The organism is Streptomyces sp. NPDC005648, assembly GCF_040605395.1.
Lineage (GTDB): Bacteria > Actinomycetota > Actinomycetes > Streptomycetales > Streptomycetaceae > Streptomyces.
In genome coordinates this window covers 210,666-231,491 of record NZ_JBEXCS010000002.1, presented here as the reverse complement: position 1 = coordinate 231,491, position 20,826 = coordinate 210,666, and the positions used below count along the sequence as shown (strand labels likewise).

General features: G+C 69.8%; 19 protein-coding genes and 1 pseudogene. 12 read left to right on the top strand and 8 right to left on the bottom strand.

Features of this window, described 5'->3' with window-relative positions:
• The first annotated feature begins 199 nt into the window (after positions 1–199).
• The 5 genes from ABZT17_RS02385 to ABZT17_RS02365 all read left to right on the top strand — a co-directional run bounded on the left by ABZT17_RS02385 (position 200) and on the right by ABZT17_RS02365 (position 4,385).
• The gene (locus tag ABZT17_RS02385; RefSeq protein ID WP_356342632.1) at positions 200–712 is read left to right on the top strand and encodes a 2-oxo-4-hydroxy-4-carboxy-5-ureidoimidazoline decarboxylase; all 513 of its coding nucleotides are present in this window, start codon (positions 200–202) and stop codon (positions 710–712) included.
• A gap of 251 nt (positions 713–963) precedes the next feature.
• The gene (gene sdhC, locus ABZT17_RS02380) at positions 964–1,344 is read left to right on the top strand and encodes a succinate dehydrogenase, cytochrome b556 subunit (protein ID WP_356342630.1); all 381 of its coding nucleotides are present in this window, start codon (positions 964–966) and stop codon (positions 1,342–1,344) included.
• Positions 1,345–1,349: 5 nt separating this feature from the next.
• Complete coding sequence (locus tag ABZT17_RS02375; protein WP_356342627.1) at positions 1,350–1,832, top strand: succinate dehydrogenase hydrophobic membrane anchor subunit; 483 nt, start codon at positions 1,350–1,352, stop codon at positions 1,830–1,832.
• Between the two features lie 19 nt (positions 1,833–1,851).
• Positions 1,852–3,606: a succinate dehydrogenase flavoprotein subunit gene (sdhA, locus tag ABZT17_RS02370; protein ID WP_356342625.1), complete on the top strand. Its 1,755-nt coding sequence runs from the start codon at positions 1,852–1,854 to the stop codon at positions 3,604–3,606.
• Entirely contained in the window at positions 3,606–4,385 is a 780-nt protein-coding gene (locus ABZT17_RS02365) for a succinate dehydrogenase iron-sulfur subunit (protein WP_356342623.1), read from the top strand. Before sdhA ends, ABZT17_RS02365 begins: the two co-directional genes overlap by 1 nt.
• A 64-nt stretch (positions 4,386–4,449) precedes the next feature.
• Here ABZT17_RS02365 and ABZT17_RS02360 read toward each other — a convergent pair whose 3' ends face one another.
• Positions 4,450–6,924, bottom strand: coding sequence for a DUF4132 domain-containing protein (locus tag ABZT17_RS02360; RefSeq protein WP_356342620.1), 2,475 nt, complete (start codon positions 6,922–6,924; stop codon positions 4,450–4,452).
• Complete coding sequence (locus tag ABZT17_RS02355; protein ID WP_356342618.1) at positions 6,921–7,313, bottom strand: hypothetical protein; 393 nt, start codon at positions 7,311–7,313, stop codon at positions 6,921–6,923. Before ABZT17_RS02355 ends, ABZT17_RS02360 begins: the two co-directional genes overlap by 4 nt.
• 68 nt (positions 7,314–7,381) lie before the next feature.
• On the opposite strand from ABZT17_RS02355, the gene ABZT17_RS02350 reads away from it, so the two are divergent.
• The 4 genes from ABZT17_RS02350 (at position 7,382) to ABZT17_RS02335 (ending at position 9,588) form a co-directional block, all read left to right on the top strand.
• Positions 7,382–7,792, top strand: a complete 411-nt coding sequence (locus ABZT17_RS02350) for a VOC family protein (protein WP_356342616.1) — start codon at positions 7,382–7,384, stop codon at positions 7,790–7,792.
• A gap of 139 nt (positions 7,793–7,931) precedes the next feature.
• Entirely contained in the window at positions 7,932–8,339 is a 408-nt protein-coding gene (locus ABZT17_RS02345; protein WP_356342614.1) for a hypothetical protein, read from the top strand.
• A 26-nt stretch (positions 8,340–8,365) separates the two neighbouring features.
• Positions 8,366–8,842, top strand: a complete 477-nt coding sequence (locus ABZT17_RS02340) for a DCC1-like thiol-disulfide oxidoreductase family protein (protein WP_356342671.1) — start codon at positions 8,366–8,368, stop codon at positions 8,840–8,842.
• An 11-nt stretch (positions 8,843–8,853) separates the two neighbouring features.
• On the top strand, positions 8,854–9,588 hold the full coding sequence (locus tag ABZT17_RS02335; protein WP_356342612.1) for a TetR family transcriptional regulator: 735 nt from the start codon (positions 8,854–8,856) through the stop codon (positions 9,586–9,588).
• Positions 9,589–9,613: 25 nt separating this feature from the next.
• Here ABZT17_RS02335 and ABZT17_RS02330 read toward each other — a convergent pair whose 3' ends face one another.
• Positions 9,614–12,016, bottom strand: coding sequence for an MMPL family transporter (locus ABZT17_RS02330; protein WP_356342669.1), 2,403 nt, complete (start codon positions 12,014–12,016; stop codon positions 9,614–9,616).
• 174 nt (positions 12,017–12,190) lie between these two features.
• Between ABZT17_RS02330 and ABZT17_RS02325 the strand changes: the two genes are divergently transcribed.
• Together ABZT17_RS02325 and ABZT17_RS02320 are read left to right on the top strand one after the other, a co-directional pair.
• Positions 12,191–12,880: a response regulator transcription factor gene (locus ABZT17_RS02325; RefSeq protein WP_356342610.1), complete on the top strand. Its 690-nt coding sequence runs from the start codon at positions 12,191–12,193 to the stop codon at positions 12,878–12,880.
• On the top strand, positions 12,877–14,337 hold the full coding sequence (locus tag ABZT17_RS02320) for a HAMP domain-containing sensor histidine kinase (protein ID WP_356342607.1): 1,461 nt from the start codon (positions 12,877–12,879) through the stop codon (positions 14,335–14,337). Before ABZT17_RS02325 ends, ABZT17_RS02320 begins: the two co-directional genes overlap by 4 nt.
• A gap of 14 nt (positions 14,338–14,351) precedes the next feature.
• On the opposite strand, the gene ABZT17_RS02315 is transcribed toward ABZT17_RS02320, so the two are convergent.
• The 4 genes from ABZT17_RS02315 to ABZT17_RS02300 all read right to left on the bottom strand — a co-directional run bounded on the left by ABZT17_RS02315 (position 14,352) and on the right by ABZT17_RS02300 (position 18,253).
• Complete coding sequence (locus tag ABZT17_RS02315) at positions 14,352–14,753, bottom strand: ATP-binding protein (protein WP_356342605.1); 402 nt, start codon at positions 14,751–14,753, stop codon at positions 14,352–14,354.
• A gap of 119 nt (positions 14,754–14,872) precedes the next feature.
• A complete protein-coding gene (locus tag ABZT17_RS02310) occupies positions 14,873–16,429 on the bottom strand; it encodes an ABC transporter substrate-binding protein (RefSeq protein WP_356342603.1) in 1,557 nt (518 codons plus the stop codon).
• A 214-nt stretch (positions 16,430–16,643) separates the two neighbouring features.
• Positions 16,644–17,969, bottom strand: coding sequence for a metallophosphoesterase (locus ABZT17_RS02305; RefSeq protein ID WP_356342601.1), 1,326 nt, complete (start codon positions 17,967–17,969; stop codon positions 16,644–16,646).
• Between the two features lie 44 nt (positions 17,970–18,013).
• Entirely contained in the window at positions 18,014–18,253 is a 240-nt protein-coding gene (locus ABZT17_RS02300; protein WP_200701776.1) for an SCO4848 family membrane protein, read from the bottom strand.
• A 91-nt stretch (positions 18,254–18,344) separates the two neighbouring features.
• On the opposite strand from ABZT17_RS02300, the gene ABZT17_RS02295 reads away from it, so the two are divergent.
• The gene (locus ABZT17_RS02295; RefSeq protein ID WP_356342597.1) at positions 18,345–19,628 is read left to right on the top strand and encodes a D-alanyl-D-alanine carboxypeptidase; all 1,284 of its coding nucleotides are present in this window, start codon (positions 18,345–18,347) and stop codon (positions 19,626–19,628) included.
• A 226-nt stretch (positions 19,629–19,854) separates the two neighbouring features.
• Here ABZT17_RS02295 and ABZT17_RS02290 read toward each other — a convergent pair.
• Positions 19,855–20,709 (bottom strand): annotated as a pseudogene (locus ABZT17_RS02290) (YihY/virulence factor BrkB family protein); the annotation flags it as partial.
• Positions 20,710–20,826: the final 117 nt, after the last annotated feature.

The following is a 20,826-nucleotide window of genomic DNA, read 5'->3' as shown; positions in this document are numbered from 1 at the left end:
GTCTTCACGTTCCGCGCCGGACGCCGGCGCCTGTGCTGACTCACGGTTTCAACCTAAGACCCTCGGACGACGGGATGCGTCCACCACCCGGTCCGGAACTCTCCCCTGCGGGTGAAATCCGGGCATCCCTCGGACATGTCACGTCCACTCCCGATAACGTGACGCAACACCCCTCACAGCTTCCTCTGCCGAAACACACGTGACGCCCACACACCTCCCTGGCCGGCCGGCCATACCGACCCTGCCCACGATCCTCGACGCGTTCAACAACGCGCCAGTCGAAGAGGTCCACAAACTCCTCCTGGACTGTCTGCGCAGCCTCCGCTGGGCGAACCGCGTCGCCGACCATCGGCCCTACCCGGACGCCGAGTCGCTGCTGGCGGCGTGCGACGAGGCGGCGTACGACCTCTCGCGCGGGGATCTGGCGGAAGCCCTGGCCGCCGAGACACTGCCGACACTGCCCGACGGAACGTACTCGGTGGCGCATACCGCCATGAGTGCCGCGCATGCCGCCTACGAGGCGAAGTTCGGCCACGCCTTCGTCGTCTGCCTGGACGGCCTGCCACCGACCCGCGTCCTGGATCACGTACTGGAAGCCATCCGGTCACGCTTGACGAACGATCCGGAGGAGGAACGGGTGGTGGCCGCCGAGGAGCTCCGGCGCCTGGCAAAGGCACGGCTGATGGACCTCCTCAGGGGCGCGGGGCCGTGACATGCGCGGCTGCCGCCCGGTGAGCGCGAGCGATCCACCACGGCCCGCACCCGGCAGATAACAGAACAGCCCACCCCAGATGCCGCAAAACTCACCCATCCGCGTGCCACTTTGATCACACCGGTAGGCCCGGCGTAAGAGCCGCAGGCAACCGTCGTTAGGATGCTGGGGGCCGGTGGACCGTACCCGGCCGGGCCCGACCGACAGCACAAGCCGGCGCGGCCCCAATCCCCGCTCCCGGAGGGACTTCCGTGCCGGCTGGAACGCTGTACCGCGGCCGGGAAGGAATGTGGTCCTGGGTGGCTCACCGAGTCACCGGCGTCCTCATCTTCTTCTTCCTGTTCGTTCACGTGCTGGACACCGCTCTCGTCCGTGTGTCTCCCGAGGCCTACGACAAGGTCGTGGCCACGTACAAGACGCCGATCGTCGGACTGCTGGAGTACGGCCTCGTCGCCGCCATCCTCTTCCACGCGCTCAACGGCCTGCGCGTCATCGCCGTCGACTTCTGGTCGAAGGGCCCGCGCTACCAGAAGCAGATGCTCTGGTCCGTCGTAGGCCTGTGGGTCGTGCTGATGGTCGGGGCGATCTACCCCGTCCTCGGCCACGCCGCTCGTGAACTGTTCGGGAGCTGACACCCATGGCGACCACTGAATCCACCGCTTCCGGCGTCGGCCCCGTCGAGGGCGGGTCCCTCTACAACGTCAACAACCCGGCGCCCCTCATCGAGGCCCCGCGCAAGCGCACCAAGAAGTCCCCGAAGTCCACCCGGGGCAACTTCGAGATGTACGGCTGGCTGTTCATGCGGCTGTCCGGCATCGTGCTGGTCGTCCTGGTCCTCGGCCACCTGCTGATCCAGCTGGTCCTGGACGGCGGTGTGTCGAAGATCGGCTTCGCCTTCGTGGCCGGCCGCTGGGCGAGCCCCTTCTGGCAGGTCTGGGACCTGCTGATGCTCTGGCTCGCGATGCTGCACGGCGCGAACGGCCTGCGCACGGTCATCAACGACTACGCGGAGCGCGCGAACACCCGCCTGTGGCTCAAGGGCCTGCTCTACACGGCCACGGTGTTCACCATCCTGCTGGGCACGCTGGTGATCTTCACCTTCGACCCGAACATCCGCTAGGCACGGGGTTACGAGACTCATGAAGATCCACAAGTACGACACCGTCATCGTCGGCGCCGGCGGCGCGGGCATGCGCGCCGCGATCGAGTCGACGAAGCGCAGCCGCACCGCCGTGCTGACCAAGCTCTACCCCACCCGCTCCCACACGGGCGCCGCGCAGGGCGGTATGGCCGCCGCGCTGGCCAACGTGGAGGAGGACAACTGGGAGTGGCACACCTTCGACACGGTCAAGGGCGGTGACTACCTGGTCGACCAGGACGCCGCCGAGATCCTGGCGAAGGAGGCCATCGACTCCGTCCTCGACCTGGAGAAGATGGGCCTGCCGTTCAACCGCACCCCGAACGGCACCATCGACCAGCGCCGCTTCGGCGGTCACAGCCGCAACCACGGCGAGGCGCCGGTCCGCCGGTCCTGCTACGCGGCCGACCGCACCGGCCACATGATCCTCCAGACGCTGTACCAGAACTGCGTGAAAGAGGGCGTGGAGTTCTTCAACGAGTTCTACGTCCTCGACCAGCTGATCACCGAGGTCGACGGCGTCAAGAAGTCGGCCGGTGTCGTGGCGTACGAGCTCGCGACCGGCGAGATCCACGTCTTCCAGGCGAAGGCCGTGATCTACGCGTCCGGCGGCTGCGGCAAGTTCTTCAAGGTGACGTCGAACGCGCACACGCTGACCGGTGACGGCCAGGCCGCCGTGTACCGCCGGGGTCTTCCGCTGGAGGACATGGAGTTCTTCCAGTTCCACCCGACCGGCATCTGGCGCATGGGCATCCTGCTGACGGAGGGCGCCCGCGGTGAGGGCGGCATCCTCCGCAACAAGGACGGCGAGCGCTTCATGGAGAAGTACGCGCCGGTGATGAAGGACCTCGCCTCGCGCGACGTGGTGTCGAGGTCGATCTACACGGAGATCCGCGAGGGCCGCGGCTGCGGTCCCGAGGGCGACCACGTCTACCTCGACCTCACGCACCTCCCGCCGGAGCAGCTGGACGCCAAGCTGCCCGACATCACCGAGTTCGCCCGCACCTACCTGGGCATCGAGCCGTACACGGACCCGATCCCGATCCAGCCCACCGCGCACTACGCGATGGGCGGCATCCCGACGAACGTCGAGGGTGAGGTCCTGAGCGACAACACGACCGTCGTCCCCGGCCTGTACGCGGCCGGCGAGGTCGCGTGCGTGTCGGTGCACGGCGCGAACCGTCTCGGCACGAACTCCCTGCTGGACATCAACGTGTTCGGCCGCCGGGCCGGTATCGCCGCGGCGGAGTACAGCCAGAAGGCGGACTACGTCGAGCTGCCGGAGAACCCGGCGGAGCTGGTCGTCTCCCAGGTGGAGGCGCTGCGCTCCTCCACGGGTACCGAGCGGGTGGCGGTCCTGCGGCGCGAGCTGCAGGAGACCATGGACGCCAACGTCATGGTGTTCCGCACCGAGCAGACGATCAAGACGGCCGTCGAGAAGATCGCCGAGCTGCGCGAGCGCTACAAGAACGTGTCGATCCAGGACAAGGGCCGTCGCTTCAACACGGACCTGCTGGAGGCCATCGAGCTCGGCAACCTGCTTGACCTCGCCGAGGTCATGGCGGTCTCCGCGCTGGCCCGCAAGGAGTCCCGCGGCGGTCACTACCGCGAGGACTACCCCAACCGCGACGACGTCAACTTCATGCGCCACACCATGGCGTACCGCGAGGTGGGCGACGACGGCACCGAGTCCATCCGTCTCGACTACAAGCCGGTCGTCCAGACCCGCTACCAGCCGATGGAGCGTAAGTACTGATGGCAACCCCGACTCTGGAGAAGGCGGACGCGGCCGGAGCGCCCGAGCCCGGCTTCGCCGACTCCCCGTACATCACGGTCACCTTTCGCATCCGCCGCTTCAACTCCGAGGTCTCGGCGGAGGCGGTCTGGGAAGACTTCCAGCTGGAGATCGACCCGAGGGAACGCGTCCTCGACGGCCTCCACAAGATCAAGTGGGACCTGGACGGCACGCTGACCTTCCGCCGCTCCTGCGCCCACGGCATCTGCGGATCCGACGCCATGCGCATCAACGGCAAGAACCGCCTCGCCTGCAAGACCCTCATCAAGGACATCAACCCCGAGAAGCCGATCACGGTCGAGCCCATCAAGGGCCTCACGGTCTTGAAGGACCTCGTGGTCGACATGGAGCCGTTCTTCCAGGCGTACCGGGACGTCATGCCCTTCCTCATCACGAAGGACACGAACGAGCCGACGCGGGAACGCCTCCAGACGGCGGAGGACCGCGAGCGCTTCGACGACACCACGAAGTGCATCCTCTGCGCCGCGTGCACGTCCTCGTGCCCGGTCTTCTGGAACGACGGCCAGTACTTCGGCCCGGCCGCCATCGTCAACGCGCACCGCTTCATCTTCGACTCGCGTGACGAGGCGGGCGAGCAGCGCCTGGAGATCCTCAACGACCGCGACGGCGTCTGGCGCTGCCGCACCACCTTCAACTGCACGGACGCCTGCCCCCGCGGCATCGAGGTCACAAAGGCGATCCAGGAAGTGAAGAGGGCACTGATCACCCGCCGCTTCTGACCGCCCCCTCGCTTCACCTCAGGGCCCTGTTTCCGTCACTTCGGAAACGGGGCCCTCCGGCGTCCTAGAGCTGGCTCAGAATCGTACGATCCGTGATCTTCAGGTCGTTCGCCAGCAGCAGCGCCTTGCTCAGGATCACCCCCAGCATCCGGTCGCCCTCGTACGGCAGGTAACCCGTCTGTGGGGCGGTTGGGTTGGAGGCGGGGACGATGCACAGGTACTGGTCGTTCGGGGTCATCAGGATGTTGCCGGAGCCCAGGTGGATCTTGTAGGTGTGGCGTTCGCCCTTCACGTGCAGGAAGCGGCCCTCGACGGAGCAGCGGTCGGCTATCGCGAGGCGGGGTATCAGGCGTTCGAGCAGGGCCCTGCGGGTCTCCGCGCTCTGGCCCAGCGCGCCGAAGCTGTAGCCCGACCAGTACTCGCGGAAGCGGCCGCCGGGGCCGCCGTCCTGCCAGGTCGGGTCGTTGCCGACGCTGGCCACTCCGACGAACAGGTCGACGTCGCGCAGGACTTCGGACAGGACGAGGGGTGGGATGGCGGTGAGGGGAAGGGCGTCGACGGGATCGGCGCCGTCCCGCAGCCACATGCGGTACTCGCCGCCGCAGCAGTGCGCCCAGTTCTGCGGCGCGTCGAGGGGGTAGAAGCGGACCTGGTCGGTGCGCAGGCGCAGGAAGCTTCCGGACCCGTGGGTGATGTCGTCGCTGTTCTCGCCGTCGCCCTCGATCCAGTACTCGGCGCGCAGCCCCCACCGCGGCAGCTCGCGGATGGCCGGCGGCAGCTCGTCGTCGACCATCAGGCGCAGCCTGTTGCGCCAACCACGGATCGCGGCCAGTGAGTTGAACTGATGCTGGCGCAGGATGTGCGCGGCGAAGCGGTTCGAGTACGTGCCTGTCGCGCGCTCGGCGTCCGTGAGGAGGTACACCTCACGGTGGGCCTGCTTGAACGGCTGGGTGATGCCGTGCCGCTCCAGCCAGTCCCGCCAGGCGACGATCTCGGCGGGCTCATGGCCCACGGGATGCCAGAGCCGGACCTCGGCCCCTTCGGTGACGGGGTCGTCGGTGAGCGTGCGCAGAGCGCCGTCCGCGTATCCGACGGTCCTGTCGTCGACCGTCCACAGGAGGCGGCGGGCGAGTGTGCCGACCAGGGGATGGTCCAGGTAGCGCTCGCGCCAGGTGTCGTAGGACCAGGTGCGGTCGGCGAGGAACTGGCGGTCCAGCCGTTCGCTCTGCGCCGAGAGCATCTTGTCGATGTCCTTGACGGCGGCCTTGAGCTCCTTGAGCTCCTCCGGGTGGTCGCGGCGGACGGCCGCGGGGACGCTCTTCAGGGTCTTGCCGGCCGCGCCGCGCCAGCCCAGCAGGCACCTCGTGCCGTCGATCCCGAGGACGGCGGTGACGTCCCCGAGCCGGTGCTCGGCACGGCCGACCTCCGTCAACCCGTAGGCGGGGACGGCGAGTTCCTCGATCTCCTCGCGGCCGAGGCCGAGGGCGGCGGCCCGGTTCTCCAGAGCCGTGTCGACGAGCTTCGCGGTGGCCTTGTACGTCAACCGGGTGCCGAGGCGCGCGAGTTCGGCGAGGGCGGCCTCGCCGTCCAACCAGGAGAGCGCGAGCACGGCGGCGTTGGCGACCTTCGGGTTGCGCGGGCCCACACCGGGGACCTTCCGAAGGGAGGTCTCGACGAGGACGCCCAGGGCGCGGGCGGTGTCGGGGTGCGGCGGGAGGAGGGAGACCAGCCAGGCGAGGCCGCGCAGCGCGTTGGCGTTGTACGGGTCGTAGGTGTGGTTGACCGGGTCCGACTCGTACCCCTCCTCCAGGGGGAAGGTCCTGGGGCGGCCGACGAGCGCGAGCCAGGGCAGGGCGGTGGCGCGGACGCGGTCGGCGCCGAGCGCCTCCACGAGGGTGCGGGCCCGCTGGTCCCACTTGGGGCTGGGCTTGGAGGCGGTGGCGGTGACGAGGTGGGCGAGCAGGGCCTGCCAGTCCGCTCCGACGGCGTCGCCGAGAGCCTGTTCGGCCCACTGCTCGCCGACGTTGAGGACGGGCTCGGTGAGCTTCTTCGACAGCAGGACCACCGGGTCGTCGCGGTCGAGGTACGCGTCCAGGGCGGCCCGGCGGTAGAAGGCGACGACGGCGGGCGCCAGGGGGCGGCCGACGGCCAGTTCGCCCTCGGCGAGAAGGGCGGAGTGCGAGCCGTACCAGTGGCCGTGCTGTCGCGAGAGCCGGTCGAGGGCCTTGAGCCGCTCCGTGGAGAGGCGGTCCTCGGGCAGTCCGCGGGCCAGGATGCCGACGAGCGTCAGGGCACGGTCCCTGGCCGGCGACTCCTCGCTCAGCGAATGGTGGAGCGCCACGAGGGCGTCGGCGAGCGGTCCCCGGACCTCGGCCGGCAGTTGGCGCAGGCGGTCGAGCACTCCGGCCCACAGGCCGTTCCAGTGGCCGTCGTTGGCGGCCGCCGCCTTGAGCATGTCGACGGCCAGCTCGCCCAGCTCACCGTCGGCGACCCGCCGCCCGATCAGGTCCTTGTACTTCTGGATCTCCCCCACCGTCATCCCCCCACCAGCGGTACCAGCTTGAGAAACGTGACCTCGGTGCCCGGCGCGAGCTCGATCTCCTCGTCGAGCTCGGTGGTCTGGCGGTCGCCGACCAGCACCAGGAATCCGTTCCCGGCGAAGGCCCGCAGCGCCAGCTCCGTCTGGGTCTCGGGGTCTATGCGGCGCGGCGTCCGCAGCGCGTACCCGTTCAGCACGCGCTCCGCGTCCTCGGGCTGCACCAGCCCCTGGAACACGCCCGGTGTGCGCGCGTTGTACTCGGCGACCTCCTGGAACACCCGGCGCCGGATCAGCTCACGCACGGCGAGCCGCTCCTCGGCGACCTCGAGCTCCCAGCCCGTGCCCCGCTCCCCCGCAGTCGTCTCGTCGACGAACGTCACGATTGCCATGCCGACGACAGTACGGGCCGCCACTGACAATCACGGGTTCCGGGTGACTCGGCACCTATTCTGACGGTATGTCAGATGACGAGTCGTACGAACTGCTCGGGTTCGACAACCTGCTGCTGCCCGTCGGCGACCTCGGCGAGGCCGTCGGGTTCTACGAGCGGGCCGGGTTCACGGTGGGATTCCGCTTCGACGAGGCCGGGATCGCCCTGCTGAAGGTCGGGGCCGAGACGCCGGGCGTCCTCCTGCGACAGGAGGACGGGCTGGGGCACCGGCCGCCGCCCTGGCCCTCCCCACGCCTGTGGATCGAGGTCCCCGACGCGCGGACTGCGGCCAGGGCGCTCGCGGCGGCGGGCATCACCCCCCTCGACGAACCCTTCCCCGCGGCCACCGGCTGGACGGTCGAGATCGCCGATCCATGGGGGAACGTCCTCGGCTTCACGGACTACACCAAACGGCCGGAGCTGGGGCGCCGCCCCTGAGGAGACGCCGGGGAGCGCGACAGGGAGCGCAACGGGGAGCGCGCGACAGAGCGCGCCGACCTCTTGGTTGAACACGTTCAAAAATAGGTCTAGAGTCATCCCTGTCAGCGTTTTGAACGCGTTCAAGAAGGGGTGGGGCATGGACCGCACGGTCATCGCCTACGTCATCTACCTGCTGGTCAGCATCAGTCTGACCATCTGGGTGGCCCGCACGCTCAGCCGCAACGGACGGGTCTTCCTCTCCGACGTCCTGCGCGGCAACGAACAGCTCGCCGACGCCGTCAACCACCTTCTGGTCGTCGGCTTCTACCTCGTCAACCTCGGCTTCGTCGCCCTGTACCTGAGCGGCGACCAGACGATCGAGGACACCCGCGGCATCTTCGAGGCCCTGTCGACCAAGCTCGGCGTGGTGCTGCTGGTGCTCGGTGTGATGCACCTGGGCAATGTGTACGTCCTCAACAAGATCCGCCGGCGCGGTGTCATGGAGCGCGAGCAGATGCCGCCGGTCGGCCCGCAGGACTGGGTCGCCCCGCAGGCGGGGGCGTGAGCGGGGGTACGGCGGACCGGGTCCCGATGGTCCCGGTCCGCCGGCTCACCGTCCTCTACGACGCCGACTGCTCGCTCTGCGCCTTCCTGCGCGACTGGCTGACGCGGCAGCCGCAGCTGGTGCCGCTGGAGTTCGTCCCCGCGGCGTCGGAGCGGGCCCGGCAGCGCTTCCCGGCTCTCGACCACCGGGCCACCCTGGACGACATCACCGTCGTGGGTGACTCGGGGCAGGTGTACCGGGGCACCGCCGCCTGGATCGTCACCCTGTGGGCCCTGCGCGAGCACCGGCCGCTCGCCCACCGGCTGAGCACGCCGGCGGGGGCGCCCTTCGCCAAGGGGGCGCTGCTGGCGGCGGCGAAGTGGCGGGGCGCGCAGCAGAAACAGAGGCAGCGTCAGTGGGGCGGGAAGGGGTACCGGCGGGCGGACGGATGGTCGTACGACCCCGCCCATGGCTGGACCTACACCGCCCCGGGCTGCGGCGACGGCGCCTGCGTCACCCCGTAGGCTCTCTGTCCGTGTCCGCAAAGAACGAGCCCCCCGACGAAGGCACCTCGCCGTCCACGAAGTCCGAGCAGACTCGCGCGCTGATCCTGGAGACGGCCATGAGGCTGTTCCAGGAGCGGGGTTACGACAAGACCACCATGCGGGCCATCGCCCAGGAGGCCGGGGTCTCCGTCGGCAACGCGTACTACTACTTCGCCGGCAAGGAACACCTGATCCAGGGCTTCTACGACCGTCTCGCCGCCGAGCACCGGGTGGCGATCCGGGAGGTCCTGGACCGGGAGACCGAGCTGGAGGCGCGGCTGGCGGGCGTGCTGAAGGTGTGGCTGGACATCGCGACGCCGTACCACGAGTTCGCCGTCCAGTTCTTCAAGAACGCCGCCGACCCGGACAGCCCCCTCAGCCCCTTCTCCCCCGAGTCGGAGCACGCGCGCGTGGAGGCCATCTCCGTCCACCGCGAGGTCCTCGCGGGTGCGACCAAGACCAAGGTCCCGGAGGAACTGCGCGACATCCTCCCCGAGTTGATGTGGCTCTCCCAGATGGGCCTCGTCCTGTACTGGATCTTCGACCGGACCGAGGGACGGGAGCGCAGCTACCGGCTGGCCGAGCGCGGGGCGCGGATCACCGCGCGCGGGGTGTCCCTGGCCCGCTTCCGGGTGCTACGGCCCCTGGTGCGGGAGGTGCACGAGCTGTTCACGGACTTCCTGCCGGGGATGACCAGGGTGCTGCCCACCCCCGGCAAGTCCTAGGGCGACACGCCCTGGCGCCGCGGCATCAGTTCACGGCGTCCACCTCGTCCTCGGCGAGCTCGACGTCGTACACCAGGGGCGCGTCCGCGACGACCACTTGGGTGGCCTTCGAGCCGTACGAGGCCGCGCTCGTCGCCAGCAGGTACGTGCCCGGGCCCGGCACCGACACGATGTACGAGCCGTCCGCCAGTGAGGTCACGCGGTCCAGCTGACGCCCGCCCTTCGTCCGCAGGGTCACCGAGGCGCCCTCCACCGGGTCGCCGTCGACGGTGCGGATGAAGCCGTGGACGACGGAGGAGGGACCGTCCGAGCCAAGCGGTTCCGCGTCCTCCTTGGGCTCCACCGCGAGGTGCGGGAGCCGCTGCTCCAGCCAGCCCGGCAGCCACCAGTTGGACTTGCCCAGCAGATGCATCGCGGCCGGCACCAGGGCCGTACGGAGGATGAAGGCGTCCAGCGCCACCGCGGCGGCGAGGCCCACGCCCGCCACCGCCCCGCCCGAGTCGCCGCTGAGGACGAACGCCATGAACACGCACACCATGATCAGGGCCGCGGAGTTGATGACCCGGCTGGTCTCCGCGAGGCCGACGCGCACCGCGCGCGCGTTGTCCCGTGTGTGCACCCATTCCTCGTGCATCCGGCTCACCAGGAAGACCTGGTAGTCCATCGAGAGGCCGAAGAGCAGGGACAGCATGATGACCGGCAGGAAGGCGTTGATCGGGCCCTCCTTGCCGAGGCCCAGGAGGCTGAGGCCCCAGCCCCACTGGAAGATCGCGACCAGGACGCCGAAGGACGCCGCGGCGGCGATCAGGTTCATCAGGGCCGCCGTCAGCGGGACGACCAGGGAGCGGAAGGCGATGAGCAGGAGCAGGAAGCCCAGGCCGATGATCGTCGCTATGAAGAGGGGCAGACGGTCGCCGGTGACCGACGCGAAGTCCTTGGAGACGGCTGTCACACCGCCCACGTGGGCCTCCGCCCCGGCCTTGGGGATCACCTTGTCGCGCAGGGTGTCGATCAGGTCGTCGGTCTGCTTCGACTGGGGTGACGTCGTCGGGACGACCTGGATCACCGTCACGCCCTGCGCGGGCGGCAGCGCGGCCACGCGCGCGACGCCGGGTGTCGACTCGATCTCCTTGACCAGCGGGGCCGTGTCGCCGCCCGCGGTGACCACCTGGAGCGGGCCGTTGAAGCCCGGGCCGAAGCCCTCGGCGAGGAGGTCGTACGCCTTCCTGGTGGTCGTCGAGGCGTTGTCGTTGCCCTGGTCGGTGGCGCCGAGGCGGAGCGAGAGCACCGGGATGGCGAGGACGGCCATGACCACCAGGGCGAGGGCGGCGATCCGGCGCGGGCGCTTCTGGACGTTCTGCGACCAGCGGGCCGCGAGACCGCTCACATGCTCCGTCTCGGGGCCGTCGGCCGCGAGACGCCGGCGCTGACGGCGGCTGAGGACCCGCGGGCCCAGGAAGCCCAGGAGCGCCGGGAGAAGCGTCGTGGCCGCCAGGACGCTGAGCACCACCGTCAGGGACGCACCGATGACCACGCCGTCCAGGAAGCGCAGCCGGGTGACCAGCATGCCGGCGAGGGCGATGCAGACCGTGCCGCCCGCGAACAGGACCGCGCGGCCCGAGGTGTTGAGGGCGGTGACCGCCGATTCCTCCGGGTCCAGGCCGCGCAGGATGCCCTTGCGGTGCCGGGTCACGATGAAGAGCGCGTAGTCGATGCCGACGCCCAGGCCGATCAGGGAGGCGAGCAGGGGGGCGATGTCGGGGATGTCGGTGGTGTGGCTGAGCAACTGGGTGGAGAACAGGCCCATGCCGACGCCGAAGACGGCGATGGCGATCGGCAGCAGCATCGCGAACAACGAGCCGAAGGCCAGGAACAGCACGACCGCCGCCGCGACGATGCCGACCATCTCCGACAGGCCCTGCGGCGGCTCCTGGACGCGCTGGATGGCCTGGCCGCCCAACTCGATCTGCAGACCGCTCCGCTCAGCGCCCTGGGCGGTGTCCACCACGTTCTGGACGAGCTCCTTGGGCAGTTCGTTGGCGCGCTTGACGAAAGTCAGCTGGGCGTACGCGATCTTTCCGTCGCGGCTGACCTGCGCCGATCCCCGGGCGCCCGCGTAGGGGCTGGTGACCGCGCCGACACCCTTCATCTTCGCGATCCTGTCCAGCGCGGGCTGGACGCGGTCCTTCACCGCCTGGTCCTTCACCGAGCCCCGGTCGACCTTCCAGACCACCGTGTCGGTGTCCCCCGAGGTGTTGGGGAAGGCCTTCTCCATCAGGTCGTACGCGCTCTTGGAGTCCGTGTCGGGGAGGGAGAAGACGTTCGCGTAGTTCGTCCCCGCCGTCGAGGCCGAGAACCCCAGGCCGAACAGTGCCCCCACCCACAGCAACAGGACCACCAGCCGGTGCCGATAGCACCACCGTGCCAATGCCGCCACGTTCAACGCTCCTTCGTCGGTAATCGGTCGTCGGTCGGTCCCCCAGGTCCTGGGCAACAGGATCGGGACCGTCACGCGCGCGTGGAGCGAACACGTCATGACTCTCAAGGAACTCCAAAGACCGATCCGGCCCGACTGTCAGTGGCCCGTCCGATACTGGGGGGCATGACGACGGCTCCAGGCACCGTGCTGGTGGTGGAGGACGAGCCGAGCATCGCGGACGTCCTCGCCATCGCCCTGCGCTACCACCGCTTCGAGGTGATGGTCGCGGGCACCGTCCGCGAGGCCCTCGCGCTCGCCGAGCGCACCCGGCCGGACGCGGCACTGCTCGACGTCATGCTCCCGGACGGCGACGGCCGGGCGCTGGGCCGCGAACTGCGCGCCAGGCAGCCCGACCTGGCGCTGGTCTTCCTCACCGCACGCGACTCGCCCGCCGAGATCGTCGGCGCCCTCGGCTTCGGCGACGACTACATCACCAAGCCGTTCAACATCGACGAGGTGGTCGCCCGGATCACGGCGGTGCTGCGGCGGACCCGGCCGGCCGACGTCCTTCCGCAGCGGCCACCGCTGCGCTACGGCGACCTGGAGCTGGACGACACGACGTACAGCGTCCACCGCGCGGGCCGCAGCGTCGAGCTCACCCCCACCGAGTACGCGCTGCTGCGCTTCCTGGTCCGCAACGGCGGCCGGATCGTGCCCAAGGAGCAACTCCTGCGCCACGTCTGGCAGTACGAGCACACCCCGCCCGAGTCGACCGTCGTGGAGACCTACATCAGCTATCTGCGCCGCAAACTGGACGCCCTGGGGCCGCCGGTGATCACCACACGGCGTGGCGTGGGATACGGCCTGGCATGAGGGGGCTCCGGTGGCTCCACTGCGAGCGCGGCATCCACTCGCTGCGCGCCAAGCTGACCTACGCGAACGTGGCGCTGCTCGCGCTCGGCATCGTCGCGGCCACCGCGGTCAGCCTGATGGGCATGCGGTACTACCTGCTCGGCCAGGTCGACAACCAGCTCACCAAGACCCGTGACTCGCTGGGCAGCACCCAGCTCACCCTGCGGCAGATCGACTCGCTGAGCGTGGTGAGCTTCGTCCGCGACCGGCTCGCCCCGGAACACGTCGACGAGCGTTCGGCGCCCGACTCGATCTACTCGGCCGTCGACGGCGGGGGCAGGACGGTCGGCCTGCTCGGCTTCAAGCCGACCGAGGCCCAGCGCGGCCTCGCGGACGCGGTCGGCGACCCGCGCCCCCTGGTGAAGGACGCCGACCCGCACGACGTCACCGTGCACGGCGCCAAGTACCGGGTGACGGCGACCCGCCTCCCCGACGGCACCTACATCCTGCTCGCCACCTCCACCGAGGCCCTGCACCAGGGCATGTTCAAGGCCCTCAAGCTCGACCTCGCCATCGGCGGCCTGCTGCTGACGCTGCTGGCCTGTCTGACGATGATGAGCGTCAGCCGCCGGATGCGGCCGCTGGAGGACATGGTGGAGACCTCGTCGGCGATCGCCGAGGGCGACCTGACCCGGCGGGTGCCGTCCAGCCACCACCCCACCCAGGAGGTCGAGCAGCTGCGCCTCGCCCTCAACTCCATGCTCCACCAGGTGGAGTCGGCGTACCGCACCCGCGAGCGCACCGCGGCCCAGCTGCGCCGCTTCGTCGGCGACGCCTCGCACGAGCTGCGCACCCCTCTGTCCGCGATACGCGGCTACCTCCAGCTCTACGACAAGGGCATGCTCAGCGACCCGGACGAGCGGAAGCGGGCCTGGGAGCGGGTGCTGGCCGAGACCGACCGTATGGGACGCCTGGTGGACGAGCTGCTCACCCTCGCCCGCCTCGACCAGCAGCCCGAACTGCGCTTCCGTAACGTCGACCTGAGCCGTCTGGTGCGGGACGCGGCCGAGGACCTGCGGGTGCAGCAGCCGGGCCGGCCGATCAGGGTGGCCGCCGACGGTTCCCTGCTGGTGCACGCCGACGAGTCGGGCCTCAGACAGGTCCTGGGCAACCTGGTGGGCAACGTCCGCACGCACACGCCCGCCGAGGTGCCGGTGCGGCTCGGTGTGGAGCGGGAGGACGGGGTCGTACGGCTGTGTGTCGAGGACGACGGGCCGGGACTGTGCGACGAGGACGCCGCGCGGGTCTTCGACCGGTTCTTCCGGGCCGGCGGGGGCGCGGGCAGCGGGCTGGGGCTGGCGATCGTGCAGGGTGTCGTTCAGGCGCACGGGGGTGAGGTGGCGGTGCGTACGGCGCCGGGCGAGGGGCTGGCGGTGACGGTCACCCTGCCGGCGCGGACGGCGGCCGTGGCGTCGTGACCGTCCGTGCTCGTTCAGGCGTCGGCGATGACGAGGGCCCAGACGGTCTTGCCGTGGTGGCCTCTGCTCCATACGCCCCAGGCGGCCGCTATGTTCTCCACCAGGTGCAGTCCGCGGCCCGACTCCTCCCATTCACCGACGAGCCTGAGCCGGGGCTCCGGACGGCCCTCGTCGGAGACCTCGATGAGACAGGAGCCGTCGGCGAGCGCGGTCACCGCCACCTCGAACTCCCGCTCCAGGAGCGGGCCATGCCGTACGACATTGGTCGCCAGCTCGGACACCAGCAGGACCGCGTCGGCCAGCGCCTGGTCATCCGGCCCGTGCCCCCAGTCGGCGAGATGGTCCCGGACCCGGTGCCGGGCGAGACCGACGGAAGCCGGATGCCGGGGCAGCCGGAAGGAGTTGCGTCTCAACACGTCTGCTCCTCACCCCACGCACACCTCCGTCACATGGTCCTTCGTTGGGTGAGTACCCGGCGTCACTGCGGCGAATGTCAGGACCGCGGGATCACGTCGGATCCCGTGCGGGCTCCACGTCAGATCCAGTTCAGGCTCCACAGCCGGTAGACACCCGTGCCGTCGTCCAGATACTGGCTGCCGCCGACGTCCTCGCTGCTGAGGACGTATTGCTTGCCCTGCCAGAGCGGGATCACCGGCACATCGCGGGCGATGTCATGCTGGAGCGTCTGGAAGTCGGAGGAGGCGTCGCCCCGGTCGGCGAACTGCTGGCTGTCCTGGATCAGATAGTCCACGGCCTTGTTGCTGTAGCCGGTGTTCATGGTCGCGCCGGTGCCGATGAGCTGGGAGCCGAAGGTGTCCGCGTCGGGGTAGTCGGCGACCCAGCCGACGGCGTACGCGTCGAGCTTGCCGGTCGCCCACTGCTTCTGGAAGTCGGTCCACTCGTAACCCTTGAGGGTCACCTTGAACAGTCCGCCGCTCTCCAGCTGCTTCTTGAGGTCGGCCGCCTCGGCCGTCGCGGAGCCGCTGCTCTTGCCGTAACCGTAGGTGAAGTGGACCGGCAGCGACACGCCCGCTGCGGTCAGCAGGGCCTTCGCCTTCTTCACGTCCTGGTCGGGGTAGGCGTCGAAGAAGGAGGTGGTGTGGCCGGTGATACCGGTCGGGATCAGCGAGTACAGCGGGTCTACGGTCCCCTTGTAGACGGTGGCGGCCAGCTGTTCGCGGTTGATCAGCCAGGCCATGGCCTTGCGGACCTGCACATCGTGCAGCGGCTTGCCCGTACGGGTGTTGAGGTAGAGGTTGCGGGTCTCGGAGCTGTCGGACTCGGAGACCCGCTGGTCGGGGTCGCTCGGCGAGAGCTTGGACAGCACCTCGGGCGGCATCTGGCGGCTCGCGACGTCGAGCTCCTTCGCCGTCCACGCCTTGTCCAGGGCGTTCGCGTCGGCGTAGTAGCGCAGCTCGACGGGGCGTCCGGTCTTGTCGATGGCGCCCTTGTAGTGCGAGTTCGGGGTGAGGACCGCCTTCTTGCCCTTCGAGTACGACGACAGCTCGTACGGCCCCGTGCCGTCGACGCCGAGGTCGGTGCGCAGGCCGTTCGCCGGGTACTTCTCCCGGTCGACGATCGAGCCCGCGCCGGTGGCCACCTTGAACGGGAAGGTCGCGTCGGGCGAGGTCAGGTGGAAGGTGACGGTCAGCCCGCTCGCGTCGACGGAGCGGAGCGTGCTGAACAGCGAGGACGGGCCGACGTCCGACTTGATCTTCTTGACCCGGTCGAAGGAGAACTTGACGTCCTCGGCGGTCATCGCGCGGCCGCTGGGGAAGGAGATGCCCTTGCGCAGCGTGCAGCGGTACGTCGTCAGATGGCTGTCGCTGAAGTCGCACTTGTCGGCCGCGTCCGGCACGGGTGCGGTGCCGCCCGCCTCGAAGGTCAGCAGGGACTGGAAGACGTTGCTGAACAACGCCCACGAACCCGCGTCATAGGCGCCCGCCGGGTCCAGCGACGTGACAGCGTCCGTCGTACCCGCCGTGATCGCCTTGCCGGTGCTCCCCTGCGACGGCAGCAGCTGCCAGCCGCCGACTCCCACGCCCGCCAGCACGAGCAGCGTCGCGAGAATCCGCATGCGAACCGAACGCATCGGTTGCCCTCCCCAGGCCCCACCCGGGCCCCAGTACACACGCCACTCCCCTAGCGGCGCGGCTCACCTAATCACAGGTGTTTCAACTCGGGGAAGAGGGATCTGGGGAGTTTGGAAAGCCGTTACCGCAACAAGTTTCAGCCATGTTTCACAGTGTCCGCACAGGATCCGCCGCGAACGGTCTCCCTCAGGTCCGCAGGCTCCGCGCCACGCCTCACGCGCGCGTGGAGGCGAGTTCGATCACCGTGATGTCCGACGGCGCGCCCACGCGCGTGGGCGGGCCCCAGGCGCCGGCACCCCGGCTGACGTACAGCTGGGTGTCGCCGTAGCGGTCCAGGCCCGCCAGAGTCGGGTTGGCCGCCGCCGCGATGAAGTTGCCCGGCCAGAGCTGGCCGCCGTGGGTGTGGCCGGACAGCTGGAGGTCGACGTGGTGCCTGACCGCCTCGTGGATCTGGACGGGCTGATGGGCGAGGAGCACGCACGCGCGTGCCGTGTCCCGGTCGCCGAGCGCCCTGCCGAAGTCGGGGCCCCGCCCCTCGCTCTCACCCGCGATGTCGTTGACTCCGGCCAGGTCGAAGTAAGGCAGTTCGGTACGGGCGTTCTCCAGCGGGCGCAGCCCGAGCCGCCGTACCTCCTCGACCCACTGCTCGGCACCCGAGAAGTACTCGTGGTTGCCGGTGACGAAGTAGGAGGGCGCCTCCAACTGCCGCAGCGGTGCCGCGGCCGGACCCAGATCCTTCACGCTGCCGTCCACCAGGTCGCCGACGACCGCGACGATGTCCGGCTGAGTGGAGTTGATCGTGTCGACGACCTTCTGGGCGAAGGCGCGCCCCAGGATCGGGCCCAGGTGGATGTCGCTGACGACCGCGATCCGGTAACCGTGCGCCGCCCTCGGCAGCTTGTCCAGGGCGACGGTGACCCGTTTCACACGTGGCCCGCGCAGCACGCCGTAGGTGCCGTACCCGACGGTCCCGACGGCGACGGCCGCGGCGGCCCCGGCGAGGGCACGGGAGACGAAGAGACGGCGGGAGGGATCGGGGGTGGGGGCCGGTTCCGGCAGGGGGGTGGGCTCCGGGACGGGGGTCGGGGCGGGCTCCGTGGCGGCTGGAGGCTCCGCCGCGGGTGCGGGGCCCGGGCCGGCCGAAGAGTCGACGGCGGGCGAGAGCTCCGGAGCGGGCGTGGACGCGGGTGCCGGCTCCTGGCTCCCTACGGCTCCCGTGGAGGGCGCCCGGCGCTCCAGCACACGCCGCAGCAGGGGCCGTACGGCCTCTCCCGCGACCACTGCCAGCAGCAGGTAGATCGACAGGGCCAGCCACAGGAAGCCCGGCCAGGCCAGTGTCTGCTGGAGCCAGAACGGGGCACCGGCGCGCTCCGTCACGATCGCGCCGATCGCCAGGGCCCAGCCGCCCGCGATCACCACCGCGCCGACGCGGCGCACTGGGCCCGGGCGGCGGGTCGTGTCGCGGAACAGACGCCGCCACACGTACCAGTTGGCTCCCACGAGAACGCCGAGCGCGAGCAGCGCGAAGACGATGACCACCGTGCCGTATACCCTCGCTGTCGGTTCTGCTGCCTTTTGGCCGGTTATGAAGTACGGCGCAATGCGCGCAGTCCGCGCAACCCGATGCCGCCGATGACCGTCCCCAATACGAACGAGACGACGGCCAGGGTCAGGTGCACCCAGAAGTAGGCCGTCGGGTGACCGTCGTCGAACGCGAGCCCGCTGCTGTCCTTGACAAGGTTTTTGACGAAAGTGACCCAGATGACCCAGCTCCACACCCCGAAGGCGAGCAGGAACCAGGAGACGGGGCGGCTGAGCTTCATGCGTCCAGTATCACCGCCGTCCCTCCGGCTCCGTCCCCGGGGTGGGGTGGTCGGCGGGACTTCACGGCGTGTGGCATGTACGTTTCCGTCCGTGCCCGCATGCAAGAAGACCACCAGGCGATCCCTGCTGGTCACCTCCGCCGTCCTGACGTCGCTCGCGCTGACCGCGCCCGTCGCCCTCGCGGCCCCCGATCCGTCCACGAGCCCGTCCGCCGGCCCGTCGGCCACTCCCCCGGCGACGATGTCCGGTGTCGGCGGCGCCCGCCTCGGGCTGGCCGGGACACAGGTCGACCTGGGCAGCGGCGCCCCGGTGCTCCCCAAGGACATCACCGCGCGCTCCTGGATCGTCGCCGACGCCGAGTCGGGCGAGGTGCTCGCCGCGCACAACGCGCACTGGCGGCTGCCCCCGGCGTCCACCATGAAGATGCTGTTCGCGGACACGGTGCTGCCGAAGTTCCCGCGGACCGAGAAGCACAAGGTGGTGCCCACCGACCTGGCCGGCATGGGTGCGGGCTCCAGCATGGTCGGGATAAAGGAGGGCGAGACCTACACCGTCCGCGACCTGTGGCTGGGCGTCTTCCTGCGCTCCGGCAACGACGCCGTGCACGTCCTGTCGGCGATGAACGGCGGCGTCGACAACACCGTCGAGGAGATGAACCAGCACGCCGAGGAGCTCCAGGCCCTCGACACGCACGTGGTCACCCCCGACGGCTACGACGCCCCCAAGCAGGTCTCCTCCGCCTACGACCTGACCCTGTTCGCCCGCTCCGGGCTGCAGAAGAAGGACTTCCGCGAGTACTGCTCGACGGTCCGCGCCGAGTTCCCGGGCGAGACCAAGAAGAAGAAGGGCAAGACGACCCGCGAGTCCTTCGAGATCCAGAACACCAACCGGCTGCTGGCCGGCGACTCCGACATCTCCGTCTACCAGGGCATCGCGGGCGTCAAGAACGGCAACACCACCAACGCGGGCGCGACCTTCACCGGCGTCGCCGAGCGCGACGGCCGGGTGCTGCTGGTGACCGTCATGCACCCGGAGAAGGAAGAGCACAACGAGGTCTACAAGGAGACCGCGAAACTCTTCGACTGGGGTTTCAAGGCGGCCGGGAAGGCGCGGGCGGTGGGTGAGCTGGTGCCTCCCAGGAGCGCCACCCAGGCGAGCGCCCAGCCGGGTGCCAACCCGTCGGGCCAGGCGGGCGGGGCCGGGGACACCTCCGCCACACCGCTCGCGAGCCACACGACCGAGGGTCGCTCCGGTGGCATGGGGATCGCGCTCGCGATCACGGGCGGGGTGCTGGTGCTGCTCGCCGCCGCCGCGTTCCTGGTCAACCGCCGCTGGCCGCTGCCTGATCTGGTACGTCGCCGCTCTCGCCCCTGACCTTGACGTCCTCCGCACTGGCCGGGGCCGTGGTCGTGGCCTTGGCCTTGGTCGTGACCTTGGTCGTGGCCTTGAGGTCTCTGTCCGCGGCCTCGGCTTTGACGTCCTTGTCCCTGACCCTGGCCTTGAGGGCCTCGGCCTTGAGGTCCTTGGTCTCGACCTCGGCGTCCTCGTCCCTGACCTTGCGGACGACACCTTCCCGCTCCTCGCGTTCCTCCTCGCGGATCTCCTGTTCCTGGCTCTGCGTCGCCGTCCACGCGGCGCAGAACAGGACCAGTTTCGAGGTGAAGTTGATCCACAGCAGGAGGGCGACGGGGACGCCGAAAGCGCCGTACATGCTCTTCGCAGCCACGCCCTGCATATAGCCGCTGAGCAGGGTCTTCAGCAGCTCGAAGCCGACCGCGCCGGTCAGCGCGGCGACGGCCAGGCGGCGGCGCGGCGGTTCCACGCCGGGCAGCAGTGTGAGGACGTACAGGAGCAGCAGGAAGTCGGCGAACACGGCGACGGCGAACGCGGCGACGTAGAGCAGGAAGCCGCCCCAGCCGCCCTTCTCGACACCGAGCTGCTTGGTGATCCAGCCGACCATCGCGGAGGCCACGGTGGAGGCGGCGAGGGTGATGAGGACGGCGCCGCCGAGGCCTACCAGGATGCCGAGGTCCTTGGCCTTGCGCAGAAGGAAGTTCTCCTCCGCGTCGGGCAGCTCCCACACGGCCCTGAGGCACTCGCGCATCGAGCCGGCCCAGCCGATGCCGGTGAACACCAGCACGGCACCGGCGATGAGGCCCACGGTGCCCGCGTTCTGCACCAGGCCCTCGATGTTCAGCTGGTCGGAGATGCCGGGCACCTGCTCGGCGATCTTGTCCTGGAGGTCGTTCTGCTGCTGCTTGCTGAGCGTCGCCGCGGCGATCGCGGCGGCGACGGTGAGCAGCGGAAACAGCGCGACGAAACTCGTGAACGTCATCGCGGCGGCCAGCCGGGCCCACTTCACACGGTCCAGGCGCTCGAACGACCGCCACGCGTGCGTGGCCATCAGCCGGGCCATCAGGGGCCCGATGACGGGGAGCTTCTTCAGCCAGTCCATGCTCCGACCTTGCCCTCGGTGCGGAAGACCCATGCGATGTGGAAGGGCCATGCGATGTGGAAGGCCCATGTCCTGCGGAAGACCCATGCCGTGCGGAAGACCTCTGTGCGAGTACCC